This window comes from Kitasatospora phosalacinea, from assembly GCF_000716545.1.
Taxonomy (GTDB): Bacteria; Actinomycetota; Actinomycetes; order Streptomycetales; family Streptomycetaceae; genus Kitasatospora; species Kitasatospora phosalacinea.
Window position 1 is genome coordinate 43,163 of sequence record NZ_JNWZ01000003.1, and the last position, 16,726, is coordinate 59,888.

The 16,726-nt window shown below is 74.4% G+C and carries 13 protein-coding genes; 4 read left to right on the top strand and 9 right to left on the bottom strand.

All coding sequences use genetic code 11. The annotated features are described in order from the left end of the window. Nucleotides 1–217: 217 nt before the first annotated feature. Both OO48_RS02170 and OO48_RS02175 read left to right on the top strand, forming a co-directional pair. Nucleotides 218–613, top strand: a complete 396-nt coding sequence (locus OO48_RS02170; protein WP_033212242.1) for a guanyl-specific ribonuclease — start codon at nt 218–220, stop codon at nt 611–613. A 141-nt stretch (nt 614–754) separates the two neighbouring features. Further along, nucleotides 755–1,084: a MoaF-related domain-containing protein gene (locus OO48_RS02175; RefSeq protein WP_033212244.1), complete on the top strand. Its 330-nt coding sequence runs from the start codon at nt 755–757 to the stop codon at nt 1,082–1,084. A gap of 48 nt (nt 1,085–1,132) precedes the next feature. Here the strand turns inward: OO48_RS02175 and OO48_RS02180 are convergent, their stop codons facing one another. After that, complete coding sequence (locus tag OO48_RS02180; RefSeq protein WP_033212246.1) at nt 1,133–2,320, bottom strand: alpha/beta hydrolase; 1,188 nt, start codon at nt 2,318–2,320, stop codon at nt 1,133–1,135. Nucleotides 2,321–2,529: 209 nt separating this feature from the next. Further along, complete coding sequence (locus tag OO48_RS02185) at nt 2,530–3,294, bottom strand: SDR family NAD(P)-dependent oxidoreductase (protein WP_033212248.1); 765 nt, start codon at nt 3,292–3,294, stop codon at nt 2,530–2,532. A 153-nt stretch (nt 3,295–3,447) separates the two neighbouring features. Between OO48_RS02185 and OO48_RS02190 the strand changes: the two genes are divergently transcribed. Next, entirely contained in the window at nt 3,448–4,074 is a 627-nt protein-coding gene (locus OO48_RS02190) for a TetR/AcrR family transcriptional regulator (RefSeq protein ID WP_033212249.1), read from the top strand. A gap of 96 nt (nt 4,075–4,170) precedes the next feature. Here the strand turns inward: OO48_RS02190 and OO48_RS02195 are convergent, their stop codons facing one another. The 6 genes from OO48_RS02195 to OO48_RS02220 form a co-directional block, all read right to left on the bottom strand. Next, on the bottom strand, nt 4,171–5,034 hold the full coding sequence (locus OO48_RS02195; RefSeq protein WP_033212251.1) for a universal stress protein: 864 nt from the start codon (nt 5,032–5,034) through the stop codon (nt 4,171–4,173). A 157-nt stretch (nt 5,035–5,191) separates the two neighbouring features. Then, nucleotides 5,192–6,844 (bottom strand): bifunctional aspartate transaminase/aspartate 4-decarboxylase, encoded by a 1,653-nt coding sequence (locus OO48_RS02200; RefSeq protein WP_033212253.1) that lies wholly within the window; start codon nt 6,842–6,844, stop codon nt 5,192–5,194. Nucleotides 6,845–6,891: 47 nt separating this feature from the next. After that, complete coding sequence (gene aspT / locus OO48_RS02205) at nt 6,892–8,589, bottom strand: aspartate-alanine antiporter (RefSeq protein WP_033212255.1); 1,698 nt, start codon at nt 8,587–8,589, stop codon at nt 6,892–6,894. A gap of 6 nt (nt 8,590–8,595) precedes the next feature. Next, on the bottom strand, nt 8,596–10,278 hold the full coding sequence (gene aspT, locus OO48_RS02210; RefSeq protein WP_033212256.1) for an aspartate-alanine antiporter: 1,683 nt from the start codon (nt 10,276–10,278) through the stop codon (nt 8,596–8,598). Nucleotides 10,279–10,336: 58 nt separating this feature from the next. Then, nucleotides 10,337–10,696 carry a DUF488 domain-containing protein gene (locus OO48_RS02215; protein ID WP_033212257.1) on the bottom strand — a complete coding sequence of 120 codons (360 nt, stop codon included), beginning with the start codon at nt 10,694–10,696 and terminating at the stop codon, nt 10,337–10,339. A gap of 53 nt (nt 10,697–10,749) precedes the next feature. Next, a complete protein-coding gene (locus OO48_RS02220; protein ID WP_051731638.1) occupies nt 10,750–12,888 on the bottom strand; it encodes an MMPL family transporter in 2,139 nt (712 codons plus the stop codon). Nucleotides 12,889–13,050: 162 nt separating this feature from the next. Between OO48_RS02220 and OO48_RS02225 the strand changes: the two genes are divergently transcribed. Next, the gene (locus OO48_RS02225; protein WP_033212259.1) at nt 13,051–13,251 is read left to right on the top strand and encodes a hypothetical protein; all 201 of its coding nucleotides are present in this window, start codon (nt 13,051–13,053) and stop codon (nt 13,249–13,251) included. Nucleotides 13,252–13,273: 22 nt separating this feature from the next. Here OO48_RS02225 and OO48_RS02230 read toward each other — a convergent pair whose 3' ends face one another. Continuing rightward, the gene (locus tag OO48_RS02230) at nt 13,274–16,684 is read right to left on the bottom strand and encodes an ATP-binding protein (RefSeq protein WP_280842385.1); all 3,411 of its coding nucleotides are present in this window, start codon (nt 16,682–16,684) and stop codon (nt 13,274–13,276) included. Nucleotides 16,685–16,726: the final 42 nt, after the last annotated feature.

Sequence of the window (16,726 nt, forward strand, 5' to 3'; positions counted from 1 at the left end):
GCGCCCTCGCAGGCTAGGCGGATTGTCGCTTTGTCTCCAAGGCTCCCGGCCCGGCTGAGAGGACTCTCACACCACGCTCCGTCACACCGGGGAGCGCCGGGCCGCCCGCGTCGGCGGTGGTACGGGACAAGTCCCGGGAGTGGTCCGGCAGTTACCCATTCGTGAAGTGTTCGCGTCATGGGTTCCGCCGGGGACGCCGAGGCGCCAGACTGCTGCCATGCGAATGACTCTACGCGCGTTGAAGATCCGTGCCGTCTCGGTCGCCGCCCTCGGCCTGCTGACCCTCGTCCCCACCGTCGCGGCCACCGGCCGGGCGCAGGCCGCCGTCAGCGGGAACATCTGCTACTCGGCACTGCCCAGCCAGGGGCGCGACACCATCCGCCTGATCGACGCGGGCGGGCCGTTCCCGTACTCGCAGGACGGGGTGGTGTTCCAGAACCGGGAGGGCGTCCTGCCCGCGCAGACGTCCGGCTACTACCACGAGTACACCGTGATCACCCCGGGCAGTTCGACCCGCGGCGCCCGGCGGATCGTCACCGGGAAGGTCTACCACGAGGACTACTACACGGCCGATCACTACGCCACGTTCTACCGCGTGAACTTCGGCTGCTGACCGCCCCGGTCCGGGCCCCGGCCCGGGCGCCGGTCCGATAGGTTGGGCGGGTGCGGCCACCCCGGCCGCGTCCGCCCGACCGCCGTCCCGATCGCCGCTGCCGATCGCCGGACCGACCGCCCGAAGGACCGAGGACCTCCCATGAACGCCCCCCTGCCGGGCTTCGCCGGCCGAACCTACCTCTTCGAGGTCGACAACGGCGCTTCCTTCCGCAACTCCTACTCCGCGGACGGCACCCGGCTGCGCTGGGAGGGCCTCGGCGAGTCGGCCGGCCAGTACGAGGACGTTCCGCTGCACGTCGCGGCCGTCGGTCCGGGCGTCTGGTTCGTGTCCTGGACGGAGCGCAGCGGCATCACCGTCAGCCACGTAATGGACCTCAACGCCCTGACGGTGAAGGTGTTCTGGACGTGGGAGGGCGAGACCGGCCGGGTCGGCGAGCTGCACACCGGCACCCTCACCCCGGCCCGGTAACCGGAGCACGGGGACCGGCCGCCGACCGCCGCCACCGACCGCCGCCGCTCAGACCTTCAGGCGCTGCGACAGGAACTGGAACCCGGCCGGCAGCAGCTTGATCCAGGTCGTGTAGTTGTGGCCGCCCTCGGGGACGGACGCCACCGCGACGGCCATCGGCGGCTTCGCGGCAGCGGTGAACGCGTCGGCCTCGGCCCGGAAGTCGCCGTCGCCCTTCTCCGCGCCGCTGAGCATGACCCCGGTGGCGGGCACCGGCAGGTTGCGCAGCCGCCACAGCAGGTCGGCCTGGTCGCGGCGTTGCCGGCTGCCCTTGAACAGGTCGCCGGTGGTGACGTCCTCGGCGGCCTTCAGGTAGCCGGAGATGGAGACGCCGCCCGCGAACACCTCCGGGTGCCGCATGGCGAGCTTCGCGGCGCAGTACCCGCCGGTGGAATTGCCCATGACCCCCCAGGCGCCGGGGCCGGTGGCGATCCGGTAGGCGGCGCCGATCGCGCGCGGAACGTCCTTGGCGAAGTACGTATCGGCCTGCGCGCCGTCGGGGACGTCCTCGCACTCGGGGTCGGCGGGCATCGCCGGCGAGGGGCGCATCAGCACGAGGACGGTGGGCTGCATCCGTCCGGCCCGGATCTCGTCGAGCGCGACGCCCGGGTAGTTGAAGCGGGTGATCAGCGCCTTGGCGTCGCCGGGGAAGCCGGTCATCGCGATGATCGCGGGGAACCTGCGCTGCTCGTTGCCGGGCTGGAAGTACTGCGGCGGCAGGTAGACGTACCCGTCGGTGCTCAGGCCGGTGCGGGCGCCGGGGATCCGCACGGCGCGGATCTCGCCGACCCGGCCGGGGTCGCGCGGCCCGGCGGTGTTGACCGGTTCGCCGCCGGTCTCCTGGGCGGGCAGCAGGGGGAGGTCCGGCGGGTCGGGCTCGCTGCTCGGGGCGGCGGACGTGGCCGCGGACGGGGTGGCCCCGGGGACGGGCGCGGCGGCGGCTCGGACGGAGACCGGGGCGTCCGGTCCGGTGCCCAGCAGGTCGTTCCAACTGCTGTAGAACGAGAAGTAGTCGTTCGCCACCAGGGCGACCACGGCGAGCAGCGCGAACTGGCTGCCGAGCAGCGCGCCGATCCGTCCCAGCACCGCCCGCCAGTGCCGCCGGGCGAGGGCGGGCCACCACCAGACGGTGGCCCCCAGCGCCGCCACCGCGACCGCGATCGTGAACAGCAGCAGCGTCGTGCTGGTCAGCCCCATGCCCCGTGGTCCCCGTACTCTCCGGCGCGCGGCGCGCCCGCGAGCCGGAGAGGCGGGCTCGGGGCGGCCGCGACGAAACGTCCGACGTCTGAACGTGCGGCGCGGGGCACACGGCCCACGACGCACCGCGAGCAGTATGCCCGCCGCCGGGGGGACGCCCGGGCCCGGCCCCGTGGTTGCGTCCGGGCCGGGCGGGCGTCGGGCACGGGTCAGGCGTGGGTGCCGCCGTCGATCCGGATCTCGGTGCCGGTGACGAACGCGCCGTCGTCGGAGGCCAGCATGGCGATCACGCCGGCCACCGTCTCGGGGCCCGCGAAGCCCTGGCCGAGCGCGGGCCGCAGCTTGACGAACCACGACGTGTCGGCGTCCTCGGGCAGGCCGGGGTCGGCGGTCATGCCGGAGGCGATCGAGCCGGGCGCGACGCTGACGGCGCGCAGGCCCTGCTTGGCGTACTCGGCGGCGATCGCGTGGGTGAAGGACTGGATGCCGCCCTTGGTCGCGGCGTACGCGGCCATGTAGGGGTGGGCGAAGGAGGCGGAGGTGGAGGAGAAGTTGACCACCACGCCGCGGCCGGTGGCGAGCAGCGCGGGCAGCGCCTCGCGGGTGACCAGGAAGGTGCCGGTCAGGTTGACCGCGAGCATCCGGTTCCAGAACTCCAGGGTGGTCCGCTCGGTGTGCGCGGAGCGCAGGATGCCGGCCGCGTTGACCAGCACGTCCAGGCCGCCGAGCCCGGCGATCGCGCCGCCGACGCCGTCCCGGACGGACGTCTCGTCGGAGATGTCGACGACCACGGTGGTCAGCCGGTCGGCGGTGCCGTCGGCCTCGGCCTGCCGGTGGGTGGCGGCGAGCCCGTCCTCGGCGACGTCGGCGGCGACCACGGTGCCGCCCTCGGCCAGGATCCGGTGGACGGCGGCCCGGCCGATGCCGGAGCCGGCGCCGGTGACCAGGGCGCGGCGGCCTTCGAAACGCTTCATGGCGGGGTCTCCCTGTGGTGCGGCGGATCGGCGGATCGATCCGATGTATGCACGGTACGCCTGGATGGCACGTTGTGCCATATCCGCATCCTGTGACGTCCGCCCCGCTAGGCTGGAGCCGCCGACCGACCGCACGCACCGGGGGAACCGCAGATGCCCGCGCCCGACCGCCCGCCGCTCTCCCTCACCGAGCGCCGCAAGGCCGCCACCCAGCAGGAGATCGCGCTCGCCGCCGCCCGCCTGTTCGCCGAGCACGGCGCCGAGGCCACCACCGCCGAGGACATCGCCCGCACCTCCGGCGTCTCGCTGCGCACCTTCTACCGCTACTTCCGCACCAAGGAGGACGCGGTGGCCCCGCTGCTCGCCGAGGGCTCCCGCCGGTGGGTGGCCCTGCTCGCCGCCACCTCCCCCGGCACCCCGCCGCTCACCGCCCTGCTGGACTCCGCCCGCGCCGCACTCGCCCCCGCCCCCGGCCACCCGGCCGAGTCCCTGGCCTGGACGCGCGGCCTGCTGCGCGCCATGCCGGACGACCCGGCGCTGCGCGACGTCTGGCACCGCGTCCACCACGACGCCGAGACCGCGCTGCACCCCGTCCTGGCCCGGCTCGCCGGGCTGGACGCCGAGGGTCTGGACGCCCGGCTGCTGACCGCCGCCGCGAACACCGCGATGCGGGTGGCCGTGGAGACCTGGGCCGCCGGCGACGCGCCGCCCGCCGACGCCGCCGACCTGGCCGGCGCCGCGTTCCGCCGCCTCGCCGGGCCGCTCCTCCCACCCGCCTGACGGCCGCCCGCCTGACGGCCGCCCCCGCCCGGCTCCCGCCCGCCCGGCAGCCGACGGCCCCGCGGCGGTCACCCCGGGACGGTCACCCCGCGGCGGTCACACCGGGACGACGGCCACCGGGCAGTGCGCGTGGTGCAGGACGGCGTGCACGGGCGTCGCCAGCCGCAGGCCGAAGCGCGGCGCCGGCTCGTGCCGGGAGACCACCACCAGGGCGGCTTCGCGCGAGGACTCGACCAGGGCCGCGGCGGCGCTGCCGGACGACTGGTGGCTCTCCACCTCGACGCCGGGGTACTCCTCGCGCACCGGGTCGCAGGTGCGGCGCAGCAGCTGCTCGTGCAACTGGGCCTCCTCGCCCAGTTCGTCGACCATCGGCGCCATCCGCCCCACGTCGGCGACCACCGGCGACCAGGTGTGCACGGCCCGCACCGGCAGGCCCCGGCGGGCGGCGGTCTCGCAGCCGAACCGGAGCGCGGCGGCGTCGCGTTCGTCGTGGACGGCGACCAGCACCGGCCCGTCCGGGTGCTCGGTGCCGCGGACCACCGCCACCGGGCAGGCGGCGTGCGCGGCGACCCGCAGGCTGACCGAGCCGAGCAGCAGCGAGGCGAACCCGCCGTGGCCGCGCGTCCCGAGCACGGCGAGCGAGGCGTGCTCGGCCGCCGTCAGCACCGCCTCCCCGGCGTCGCGCGGCACCACGTCCCCGGTGATCCGCAACCCCGGGTGGGCGGCCTCCAGCGTGGCCTGCACCGCCTCCAGCAGTTCGGCGGCCTCGCGCAGGATCAGGTCGGTGACGGTGGCGCCGGCGCGCGGCGAGAGCGTCACCGTGCCGGTGTTGACGGCGTGCACCAGGTGCAGCCCCGTCCCCCGCCACTCGGCCTCCCGGGCGGCCCACTCGGCGGCCTCCGCCGCGGGCACCGACCCGTCGATCCCCGCCACCACCCCGTTCGCTGCCCTGATCTCCATGGTGCACTCCTCGGATCGGGCTCACCCCGGCCCCTCCCTTCCAGCATGCGCCGCCCGCCCCCGCCCGGCCAGACCGGACCGGCCCCGCCCGGTCTTCCGCGTGCGCCGAGCGGGGCCGCGCCCCGGGGCGGGGGCGGGGCCCCGGGCCTGCGGGGCGTCACTCGCCCCCGGCGGCCCGCCACTCGGCGCGGTAGTCGTCGAAGATGGCCTTCAGGTGGTGGCCGATCTTGAGGTAGTCGAGGTCGTCGAGGTTGGCGAGGGAGACCCGGACCGACCATTCGGGGCCGTCGAAGCCGCCGCCGTTGAGGAGGACGACGCCGGTCTGCTCGGCGAGGCGGAAGAGCGGTTCGGTGGGTTCGTAGTTCTCCTTCAGGAAGGCGGCGAAGCCGGGCCCCGAGGTGCGTTCGGCTTCGGCGAGCAGGTCGAGTTCGACGTAGTAGCCGGCCCGCTGCGGGTCCTCGGAGATCTTCATCCCGGAGCCTTCGAGCAGCAGGTCGAGGCGCTGCTTGACGACGGCCTGCACCTTGGCCTTGTACGCCTTGCCCTCGGGGAGCAGCGCGAAGAGCGAGAACAGGGTGAGCTGGGCCTGCTGCGGGAGGGAGAGTCCGGCGGTGTGGTTGAGGGCGACCTGCCGGGAGTCGGCGACCAGGCGGTCGATGAAGCGGATGCTGCCGGGGTCGAGGCTGAGGCTGCCGTAGCGCTTGGCGAGGCGGTCCTGCTCGGCCTGCGGGAGGGCGGCGATGGCGTCGTCGATGACGTTGTCGCGCTGGAGGCCGATGACGCCGAGGCGGTGGCCGGTGCAGCCGTAGTGCTTGGAGTAGGAGTAGACGAGCAGGGTGTTGCGGGGCAGGTCGGCGGCGATGCTGCGGAAGTGGTCGACGAAGGTGCCGTAGACGTCGTCGGTGACGATGACCAGGTTCGGGTTGTCGGTGGCGACGATGGACTTGATCTGGTCGGTGACCCGCTGGGAGAGCGCGAGGGAGGGCGGGTTGCTGGGGTTGACCAGGCAGACGAGCTTGACGGCGGGGTCGGCGAGCTTGGCGACCTCCTCGGTGGGGTAGCGCCATTCGCGCACGCCGGCCTCGGCGAAGGAGGAGGCCTGGATCCGGACGACGTCGAACTCGTAGGTGTCGAGTTCGGGGATCTCGATGTAGGGGGTGAAGACCGGCACCATCAGGGCGATCTTGTCGCCCTTGTGCAGGATGCCGTTCTTCATCAGGGAGTCGAAGATGTAGCACATGGCGGCGGTGCCGCCTTCGGTGGCGAACAGGTCGAGGTCGCCCTCGGGCGGCCGGCGGTCCATCAGTTCGTCGTGCAGGTAGCCGGTGACGATCTGTTCGGCGCAGGTCAGCATCCGGTCGGGGACGGGGTAGTTGTCGCCGATGGCGGCGTCGGCGAGCTCGTGCAGGAAGGCGTCGCGGTCGAGGTCGAAGCGGTCGACGGCGAGGCCGGTGCAGGCGGTGAGCAGTTCGATGCCGGGCAGTTCGGGGTGGGAGCGGGCGAAGTGGTCGTAGCGGGCGGCGATGCCGGTCTGCTCGGGCATGCCGCCGAGGTTGTCGGCGGTCCAGACCCGGCGGGACTCGCTGAGCGCGAAGTGGCCGAGGGCGAGCATGGCTTCGCGGGGGCCGGTGCAGACCCAGTTGGGGTTGCCGCGGCCGGCGTTGAGCATGTGGACGGTGGTCTTGTCCTTCTGCCCGGGCTGGTCGGCCTGGTAGACCTCGGCGAGCCTGATGAACTCGCCCTTGAGCTCGAACGGGCTGAGCCGGGAGAGTCGCTGGATCTCCTCGCGGCTGATCGACGGCTTGCTCATGGTGCGCTTCTTTCGGAAGGGACGGCCCTCGGGGGACGGCGGACGGTTCAACCGAGCAGGGCGACGATGACGGCGCCCCAGATGGTCAGCAGGACGTTCCCGGCGGCGTACGGGATGGTGTAGCCGAGGGTGGGGATCTGGCTGCGGGAGGCCTCGTTGACGGCCCCGATCGCGGCGGTGGTGGTCTGCGCGCCGGCGACCACGCCCATCAGGATCGGCGGGCGCATCCTGAACACGAAGTGGCCGATCAGCAGGCCGACGACCAGCGGGGCGACGGTGGCGACGGCGCCCCACACCAGCAGGCCCCAACCGGCCTGGGAGAGGCCGCTGGTGAAGCTCGGTCCGGCGTTGATGCCGACGATGGCGACGAACGCGCACAGGCCGAGGGTGTCCATGAACCACTGGGCGCCGGGCGGCACGTTGCCGAAGGTCGGGTACTTGCCGCGGATCCAGCCGAACACCAGGCCCATGATCAGCGCGCCGCCGGAGGTGGACAGGCTGATCGGCACGCCGCCGAGGGTGAGCGCGGGGATGCCGATGCAGCCGCCGAGGAAGATGCCGAGGCCCACCCAGGTCATGTCGGTGGCGAAGCTGGTCGGCACGGGTTTGCCGATCGCCCGCGCGGCCGGCCCGACCAGCCGCTCGGGGCCGGACAGCAGCAGGGTGTCGCCGCGTTCGACCCGGGTGGTGAGCCGGTACGGGAACTCGGCGCCGGAGCGGTACACCTCGTCGACGAACACCCCGACCATGAACGGCTCCCGGCGGAGCTCCGCGATGGTCCTGCCGAGCTGGGCCTTCTCGGAGGCGACGACGTGCAGGTGCTCGGTCTGGTAGCCGAGCAGTTCGACGTCGTCGCTCTCGGGGCCGACGGCGGCGACCGGGTCGAACTCGACCAGGTCGTGGCGGAGCGCGCTGACGGCGACCACGTCGCCGCGCTCGATGACGGTCTGCTGGTCGTGGTCGAGGATCTTGCCGTCGCGGCGGACGCGGGTGAGGTAGATCCGGCGCCCGGCGGCCCGTTCGCGCTGTTCGATCTGCTCGATGGTGGAGCCGGCCAGGCCGTTGACGGCGGTGTAGGCGCGCAGCACGACCTCGTAGTAGCCCTCGGCGAGGTCGGGGTCGTCGGCGGGGGCGTCGAGTTCGGCGGCGAGTTCGCGGGAGTCGGCGGCGAGGTCGCTGCGCAGGAAGCGGGGGGCGATGTTGGCCAGCAGGATCGCGCACAGGACGGTGCCGAGCGGGTAGGTGACGGCGTACCCGATCGGGACGAGGTTCTGCTGGGCGGTGACCTGGTCCTGGCTGAGGCCGGGCAGTCCGGCGATGGCGTCCTGGGCGACGCCGATGACGGCGGACTGGGTGAGCGCGCCGCCGAGCAGTCCGGCGCCGAGCCCGGGCCCGTAGCCGAGCATCTCGGCGAAGCCCCAGCAGATCGCCAGGCCGCTGAGGCAGACCGCGAGGGTGACCGCGACCTGCGGCAGGCCGTCCCTCTTGAGGCCGCGGAAGAACTGCGGGCCGACCTTGTAGCCGAGGGCGAACAGGAACATGATGAAGAACACCGACTTGACGGTGCCGTTGACCTCGACGTCGGTGAGCCAGCCGGTGAACAGCCCGGCGACCAGGCAGCCGGTGACGGCGCCCAGGCCGATCGCCTTCCAGTGCAGCCGGCCGATCAGGAAGCCGATCGCGATGGTCAGGAAGATCAGCAGTTCGGGGTAGGGCTTGAAGACGTGGTCGGTGATCCAGTCCATCGACGGTCAGCCTCCGCCCAGTCCGACCAGGCCGACCAGCAGTGGTCCGGTGAGCGGGAGCAGGAAGTTGGAGATGGTGTAGGTGATGGTGTAGCCGAGCATCGGGACGCTGCTCTGGGCGACGTTGCCGACGGCGGTGATCGCGGGGGTGGAGCACTGCTGGCCGGCGATCGCGCCGACCAGGATCGGTGGTTCGATCTTGAGGAAGCGGCGTCCGATGAACAGGCCGAGGAAGGCGGGGATGACGACCATGAGGATGCCGGAGACCGGGAGCAGCACGGGGTACTGCTTGAGCAGCGGTCCGGCGTCGGGGCCGGCGGCCATGCCGGTGACGGCGATGAACATGGCCAGGCCGAGGTCCTTCGTGGTCTGCGCGGCGGCCGGCGGGTAGGCGCCGAAGGTGGGGCGCAGCGAGCGGACCCAGCCGAAGACCAGGCCGGAGATCAGGCAGCCGCCGCCGGTGCCGAGGGTGAGGTTGACCTCGCCGAGGTGGACGTTGACCTTGCCGAGCAGGACGCCGAGGCAGATGCCGAGCGAGATGTAGATGTAGTCGGCGGTGTCGGAGCGGACGGTGGCGCCGACCTTGCTCGCGAACCGCTCGACCCGGGAGCGGGCGCCGACCACGGTGAGGGTGTCGCCGCGGTGCACCTCGGTCTCGCCGACGGCGGGCAGGTGGTGGTCGACGCGCTGGATGTCGGTGAGGAAGACGCCGCCGGTGGCGTCGCGGTCCCGGTCGCGGACGGAGTCGAGGGTGTGTCCGGCGACCTCCTTGTTGGTGACCACGACCTGGCGGACGGCCAGCGGACTGTCCAGGCCGGGGACGCCGCTGGTCTCGGGGCCGAGTTCGTGTCCGGCGTCGATCACGGCGGCGCGCCGGCCGACCACCAGCACCTGGTCGCCGCGGCGCAGCACCGGGTCGTCGTCGACGCCGAGCTTCTTGCCGCTGCGGCTGACCGCCTCGACGGTGACCAGTTGGCCGGAGCGCTCCTGGATCCGGCTGATCCTGGTGCCCTCGCCCTGTGAGACCAGGTAGGTGCGGCCGACCAGGGCGGGCAGCGCGGGGGCTTCGCCGGGCTCCAGTTCGCCGGCGCCGCCGCGCATCTTCTCCCAGACCTGGCGGGAGGCTTCGGGCAGCTTGATCCGCATCAGCAGCGGGAACAGCTGGCTGGTCAGCAGGACGATGCTGATCAGGCCGAACAGGTAGCAGACCGAGTAGGCGGTGGCGACGTGCGCCTGCAGCTGGGTGGTCTGGTCGGCGGTGATGCCGGGGAGTTTGGCGATCGCGTCCTGCGCGGTGCCGACGGCGGCGGACTCGGTGGCGGCGCCGGCCAGGATGCCCGCGGCGGTGCCGACGTCCAGGTCGAAGGCCTTGGCGATGCCGAGCGCCATCAGGACGACGACGACCGCCTCCATGACGGAGAGCACGCCGAAGCGCAGGCCCTTGGCGTTCATGTTGGCGAAGAACTGCGGGCCGGCGATGTAGCCGAGCGAGAAGATGAACAGGGCGAACGCCACGTTCTTGACGTCGGCGTTCACCGAGACGTTCTGGGCGCCGACCAGCATCGACACGATCAGGACGCCGCAGATGCCGCCCAGTTGGATCGGTCCGACGCGGAGTTTTCCGACCAGGTAGCCCAGGCCCAGACAGAAGAAGAGGGCGAGAACGGCGTTCTCACGCAGGAGGCTCATGAGCGTATTAGATCCGAATTGCCGCTCTATGTCCCGATTTAACACGCCGCCATGATCATCATCTCTGCCCGAGGCGCTCCCGCACCACCTCCAGCAGCACCTCCGCGTGGCTGCGCTCCGGCTCCCGCACCGCCGTCAGCAGCACCAGCTCCCCGCCTCCGGCCGACTCGCACAACTCGTCCAACTCCCGCCGCGCGTCCGGCCCTTCCAGCTCCGCGCGGTAGCGCCGGGCGAACTCCCGGTACTCCCCCTCCGGGCCGTGGAACCAGCGGCGCAGCTCGGTGGACGGCGCCACCTCCTTGGCCCAGCGGTCCAGGTGCGCGTCCTCCTTGCGCAGCCCGCGCGGCCACAGCCGGTCCACCAGCACCCGCACGCCGCCGTCCGGCGCCTCGTACACCCGCTCCACCCGTACGCCCATGGGCCCCACCGTAAGCACGGCGGGGCCCGGGGGGCGGGAGCGGCGCGGGCGGGTCAGACGGTGACCGGCTGCTCGGCGGGGGCGGCGGGGGCGGCGCCGTGCTCGACCCGCAGGCGCGGCAGGAGGCGGTCCAGCCAGCCGGGCAGCCACCAGTTGTGGCGGCCGAGCAGGGTCATGGTGGCGGGCACCAGGACCATCCGGACCACGGTGGCGTCGACCAGGACGGCCACCGCCATGCCCACGCCGATCATCTTGACCGTGATGTCGGGGTCGATCGCGAAGCCGGTGAACACCGCCACCATGATCGCCGCGGCGCTGCTGATCACCCGGCCTGTGGAGGACAGCCCGCGCACCACGCTGCCGCGCGCGTCGCCGGTGGCCAGCCAGTCCTCGCGGACCCGGGAGAGCAGGAACACCTCGTAGTCCATCGACAGGCCGAACAGGACGGTGAACATCAGGATCGGCACCCAGCTGGAGACCGGCACCGCGTGCGGCAGGCCGAGCAGCTTCGCGCCCGCGTCGTGCTGGAAGACCGCCGTCATCACCCCGTACGCGGCCGCCACCGACAGCAGGTTCATCGCGGCGGCCTTGACCGCGATCACCGGCGCCCGGAACAGCACGGTCAGCAGGATCAGCGAGAGCACCACCACGAACGGGACGACCACCCACAGCCGTTGCGAGAGCCGGTCGGAGATGTCGGAGAAGGCCGCAACCACGCCGGTGACCCGCACCCCGGCCGGGAGTTCGGAGGCGCGCAGCCGCTTCAGCAGCTTCACGGTGGCCGCGTCCTGCGGGCCGGTGCGGGGCTGGACGCTGATCACGGCGGTGTCGCCCGCCGCGTTGACCCGGGCCGGCTGGACCGCGGCGACCGCCGGATCGACCGCCAACTTCTGCTCCAGAGACGGCAGTTCGGACTTCGACAGCTGCTCCAGGTCGACCGCCAGCAGCAGCGGCCCGTTCGCACCGGGGCCGTACGCCTCGGCGACCAGGTCGTACGCCTTGCGGGTGGTGTTGCCGGACGCCTGGCTGCCGGCGTCCTGCGGCCAGGTCCGCATGCCGAGCATCGGGGCGGCCAGGGCGAGCAGCACGGCCAGCGAGAGGACGGCGGCGGCGACCGGGCGGCGACCGACCAGCCGGGCCCAGCGCTCGGTGCGGGTCGGGGCGGCGGGGGCCGCCGGGACGGGGGCGGCGGCGGCCCGGCGTTCGGCGCGGCGCAGCAGGCGCGGGCCGGAGAGCGCGGCCAGGGCGGGCACCAGCGTCAGCGCGGCCAGCATCACGGCGCCGACGGTGGCGAAGGTCGCGTAGCCGAACGAGGCGTAGGTGGACAGGCCCGCCAGCTTGAGGCCGAGCAGCGAGACCAGCACCGTCGCACCGGCGACCACCACCGAGGAGCCGGCGGTGGCGTTCGCCTCGGCGGCGGCGGAGCGGGGGTCCAGGCCCCGGCGCAGCCCCTCCACGTGCCGGGAGACCAGTAGCAGCGCGTAGTCGATGCCGACGCCCAGGCCGACCATGGACGCCACGGTGGGCGCGATGCCGCTGATGTCGGTGACGGCCGACAGCAGGGTGATCAGCCCCGTCCCGGCGCCGAGCCCGGCCAGCGCGACCAGCAGCGGCAGGCCGGCGGCGATGACCGAGCCGAGCGCGACCACCAGGATCACCAGCGCGGCGCCCATCCCGATCGCCTCGGCCGTCCCGCTCGGGGCGCTGAAGTGCTCCGGCAGCTCGCCGCCGAACTCGACCTGGTACCCGGCGTCGGTGGTGGCCCGGGCGGCGGCGCGCAGCGCGTCCAGGCCCTCGGCGTCCTTGAACGCGGTGACCTTGACGTCGTAACCGACCGTCAGCAGCGCGGTGTCGCCGGCCCGGGACGGTATCGGCTCGCTCACCGACAGCGCGTGCGGCACCCGTGCCAGGCTCCCGCGCAGCGCGGTCAGCGCGTCGGCGGGCAGCGCCTCGCCGCCGCGGTCGTGGACGACCACCCGGGCGCTGGTGCCGGAGGTCTCGGGGAAGCGCTCGTTGAGCAGGTCCATGCCCGCGGTGGAGGGGGTGCCGGGGATCCGGTAGTTGTCGCGCGGCTCGCCGCCGAACGCCTGCGCCAGGCCGAGGACGGCGCCGATCAGCAGCACCCAGGCCGCGACGGTGCGCCAGGGCCGGGCCGCTGCGGCCCCGCCGAGTCGGCCGAGGAGTGTGGACATGGGAGAAACCTTCCGTACAGCGGTCGATGCGGTGTCGAACCCCAGTGTGGGAGGCGGCTCTTGGAGCCCACTTGGCGGCCCGTTCCAAGCCCCGGGCCGAACGCGCCGGGGGACTCCGCCCGGACGGGCCGCGAGGATCGCGGGGTGCCGGACAGGTGCGGGGTGGGAACGACGGGAGGCGAGGCGTTCTCCGCCGAGTCGGACGGCAGCGGGCTGCCCGCCCGGTGCGCCTTCGTCGTGGATCCGGGCGGCGGGCGGATCCACGGCGACGAGGCGAAGCTCACCAGCGGGGCGGGTGCGCTCGACGTGCCGGTGCCGTCGGTGATCTCCTACACCGCGTACCTGGCCGCGGGCCGACGGTAGCGGCCCCGGCCCCGGCGGGTGGTCACCTGCCGGGGCCGGGTCCGGGGCCGCCGACGGGGCCGGTGCCGAGGCCGGCCAGCGCGGCGCGGGCCTCGGCCTCCCAGCCGGGGGCCTCCCAGCGGCGGGCGACCTCGGCGGCCTGCCGGAAGTGCGCGGCGGCCTCGGCGGTGCGGCCGAGGTGGCGGGCGAGTTCACCGAGCGTGAGGGCGATCGGGCGGATCGCGATCGAGGTGGACGCCGCACCGGCCACCAGGTGGGCCAACGGGCGCAGCTCGTCCAGGAGCCGGGCGGCCTCCTCGCGCTCGTCCAGGGCGATCACCAGGTCGGCGCGCAGTTGCAGGAACAGCGAGCGGAAGTAGTCGGCCTGGACGCCCTGGTACTCGCCGCGGACCCGCCGGACCTCCGCCGGGTCGTGCCCGGCGGCGTGCATGGCGAGCGCGGTGACGTCGGCGATCAGCGGGCCGTACTGGGCGCGGTGCTCCTGGATCAGCGGCAGCAGCTCGGCGAGGCGGCCCTGCCGGTGGGCGATCACGATCCGGATCAGCGCGCCCAGGCCGTCCGCGTGCAGCGAGCCCCGCTCGTGCAGGCCGGTCAGGGCCCGCTCGTACAGGGCGACCGCCTCGTCCACCCGGTCGGCGGCGAACTCCAGCATGCCGCGCTGGAACAGCACCACGTCGGCGAACTCGGCCAGCCCGTAGCGGCGGGCGATCTCCTCGCCGGCCGCCATGTGGCGGCGCAGCGCGGGCAGGTCGGCGCGCGCGGCGGCGGCGGTGGCGGCCAGGTGCTCGGCGTGCCAGCGGTAGGCGGGCAGGTCGTGCTCGGCGGCGAGGACGGCGAGTTCGGCGGCCAGCTCGGCCCGGTCGTCGGACGCCAACTCGTGGTCGCAGGACCGGGCCTGGGCGGCGAGCGCGAGGCAGAGCAGCCGCGGGTCGCCCTCGGCTCGGGCTATCGCGACCGCTTCGCGCCCGGCGTCGATCCCCTCGGGCGAGCCCGCGCAGTCGAGTTCCTGGGTGAGCGCGTCGAGCAGCCGGCAGCGGGTGGCGGGCGGCAGGCCGGTGCGGCGCAGCAGCCGGGTGAGCTCGTCGACGGCCTCCTGGTCGAGCGCGCCGTACGGGTGGGTGACCCACGGGGTGGGTTCGGTCCAGGCCGTCCAGGCGGCGATCAGGAGTTCCTCCCGGCCGCTCTCCCGGGCGAGTCGCAGCGCGCGGGCCTTGGTCCCGGTGGCGGCGGTGACCTGCCCGGCCCGGACCTGGGCGCGTAGCAGGGCGCCGAGCAGGTCGATCCGGCGGGCGGGCCGGTCCTCGCCGGGCTGTTCGGCGGCACGTTCCAGGTTGTCGACGGCCTGCCGGAGCAGGTTGACGGCGCTGGTGTGGGCGTAGCGGCGTTCGGCGGCCTCGGCGGCGCGCACGCAGTGGTCGACCGCGAGGGCGGCCGTGCCGGCGGTCGCGGCCTGGGTGAAGTGGTGGGCCAGCGCGGTGAGTTCACCGGGGCGCAGGTCGCGCAGGGCGTGTCCGATCCGGCCGTGCAGGCGGGCCCGACGCAGGCCGCCGAGGTCGGCGTACAGGGTGTCGCGGACCAGCACGTGGGCGAACCGGACGGTGCCGGGCCGGGGTTCGAGCAGCAGGCCGCCCGCGACGGCCGCCTCGACGGCCTCGGTGGCGGTGTCCTCGTCCTGCTCGCCGGCCCGCAGCAGCAGGTCCACGTCGCTCTCCCGGCCCGCGACGGCGGCCAGCCGCAGCAGGTCCACGGCGGGGGCGGGCAGCCGCTCGAAGCGGCGGCGCAGCACGTCCCGGACGCCCTGCGGGACCTGCCGCAGCGCGGTGGACTCGTCCCCCAGCGAAAGGAGTTGGGCGCTCTCGGCGAGGTAGAACGGGTTGCCGCCGGTGCGTTCGGCCAGCGCCCGGACGGTCTCCGGGCGGACGGGGGCGGCGCACACCGCCTCGATCAGCCGTCCGGCGTCGGGCTCGGCGAGGCCGCCGAGCGGCACCCGTGCCGGCGAGCGGCGGGCCAACTTCGCCAGCACGTCGGCGAGTTCACCCTCGCCGGGGCGCAGCGCGGCCACCACCAGCAGGCCGCCGCCGGTGCCGGGCGCGCCCTGGTCGGCGGCCAACTCGCCCAGCACCTCCCGGGTTTCCTGGTCGGCGGCGTGCAGGTCGTCCAGCAGCACGGCGAGCGGCGGGGCCTGCGCGGCGGCGTGCAGGTGGGCGACGACCGCGCGGTGCAGCCGGAACCGCCCCGACCGGGCGTCCTGGCGGCCCGTCGGGTCCGGGTCGGCGAGCAGCGGGGCGAGCAGCGGGTCGGAGGCGGTGGACGGCTCGTACCCGGCGAGGTCGCGCAGCACCTCGGTCCACGCCCACGCGGCGGGGGCGCCCTCGCTCTCCGGGCACCGGCCGGTCACCACCCGCCATCCCGCACCGGCCAGTTGCTCCCGCAGCCGCCCCAACAGGGTCGACTTCCCGGCACCCGCCTCCCCGCTCACCAGCGCGAACCCGACCCCGCCCCGCGCCTGTTCGGCCGCCCCCGACAGCGCCGCCAACTCCCCCTGCCGCCCCACGAACACCGGCGAGCGCCCGGCGCCCGAACGAACGGCGGGGGCGGCGACGGGGGAAGGGGTGAGGGAAGGGGCAGGGGCAGGGGCGGGGACGAGGGCGGGGGCCGGGCCCGGGGACGCGGGCCCGGCCGTCCCGGCGCCGGGGGTCAGGACTTCGGCGCGCTGGTGGAGGATCGCGGATTCGACGGCGGTGAGCAGCGGGCCCGGGTCGAGCCCGAGTTCGGTGGCGAAGTAGGCCCGGGCGCGGCGGACGGCGGCGAGCGCGTCGGCCTGGCGGCCGCTGTGCCACAGGGCGAGCGCGAGCAGCCGCCAGGCCTCCTCGCGCAGCGGGTGGTCCTCGACCAGGCCGGCGGCGTCCTGCGCGGCGGCGCGGGCCCGCCCGGCGACGAGGTCGGCTTCGACGGCGGATTCCCGTGCGGTGGTGCGCAGTTCCTCCAGGCGGGCGATCTCGGGGGCGGCCCAGGCCCGGTCGGCGAACTCCCCGTACGCCGGTCCCCGCCACAGCCGGAGCGCCTGCCGCAGCCGCTCCGGGCCCTCCGGGTGCGGGCCGCCGAGCAGGTCCTCGAACTCCTGGGCGTCGGTGCGGACGCCGCGCAGCGCGTACCCGCCCGCTTCGCTGACCAGCAGGCGGGCTTCCTGCCGGGGGCCGCGTTCGGGTTCGAGCAGACGGCGCAGGTTGGAGACGTACGCCTGGAGGGAGGTCGCGGCCTTGGCGGGCGGGCTGCCGTCCCACAGGCCGTCGATGAGCCGGTCGGCGGGGACGACCGCCCCGCGCGCGACCAGGAGCCGGGCGAGCACGCCGCGCTGGCGCGGGCCCCCCAACCGGGTGGCGGCCCCCGCCACTTGCGCCGTCAGTGTCCCGAGCACAGTGATCCGCACCATCGTGGGGTCGAGCCTATGCGATGCCCGCGCGCAACCACCGCC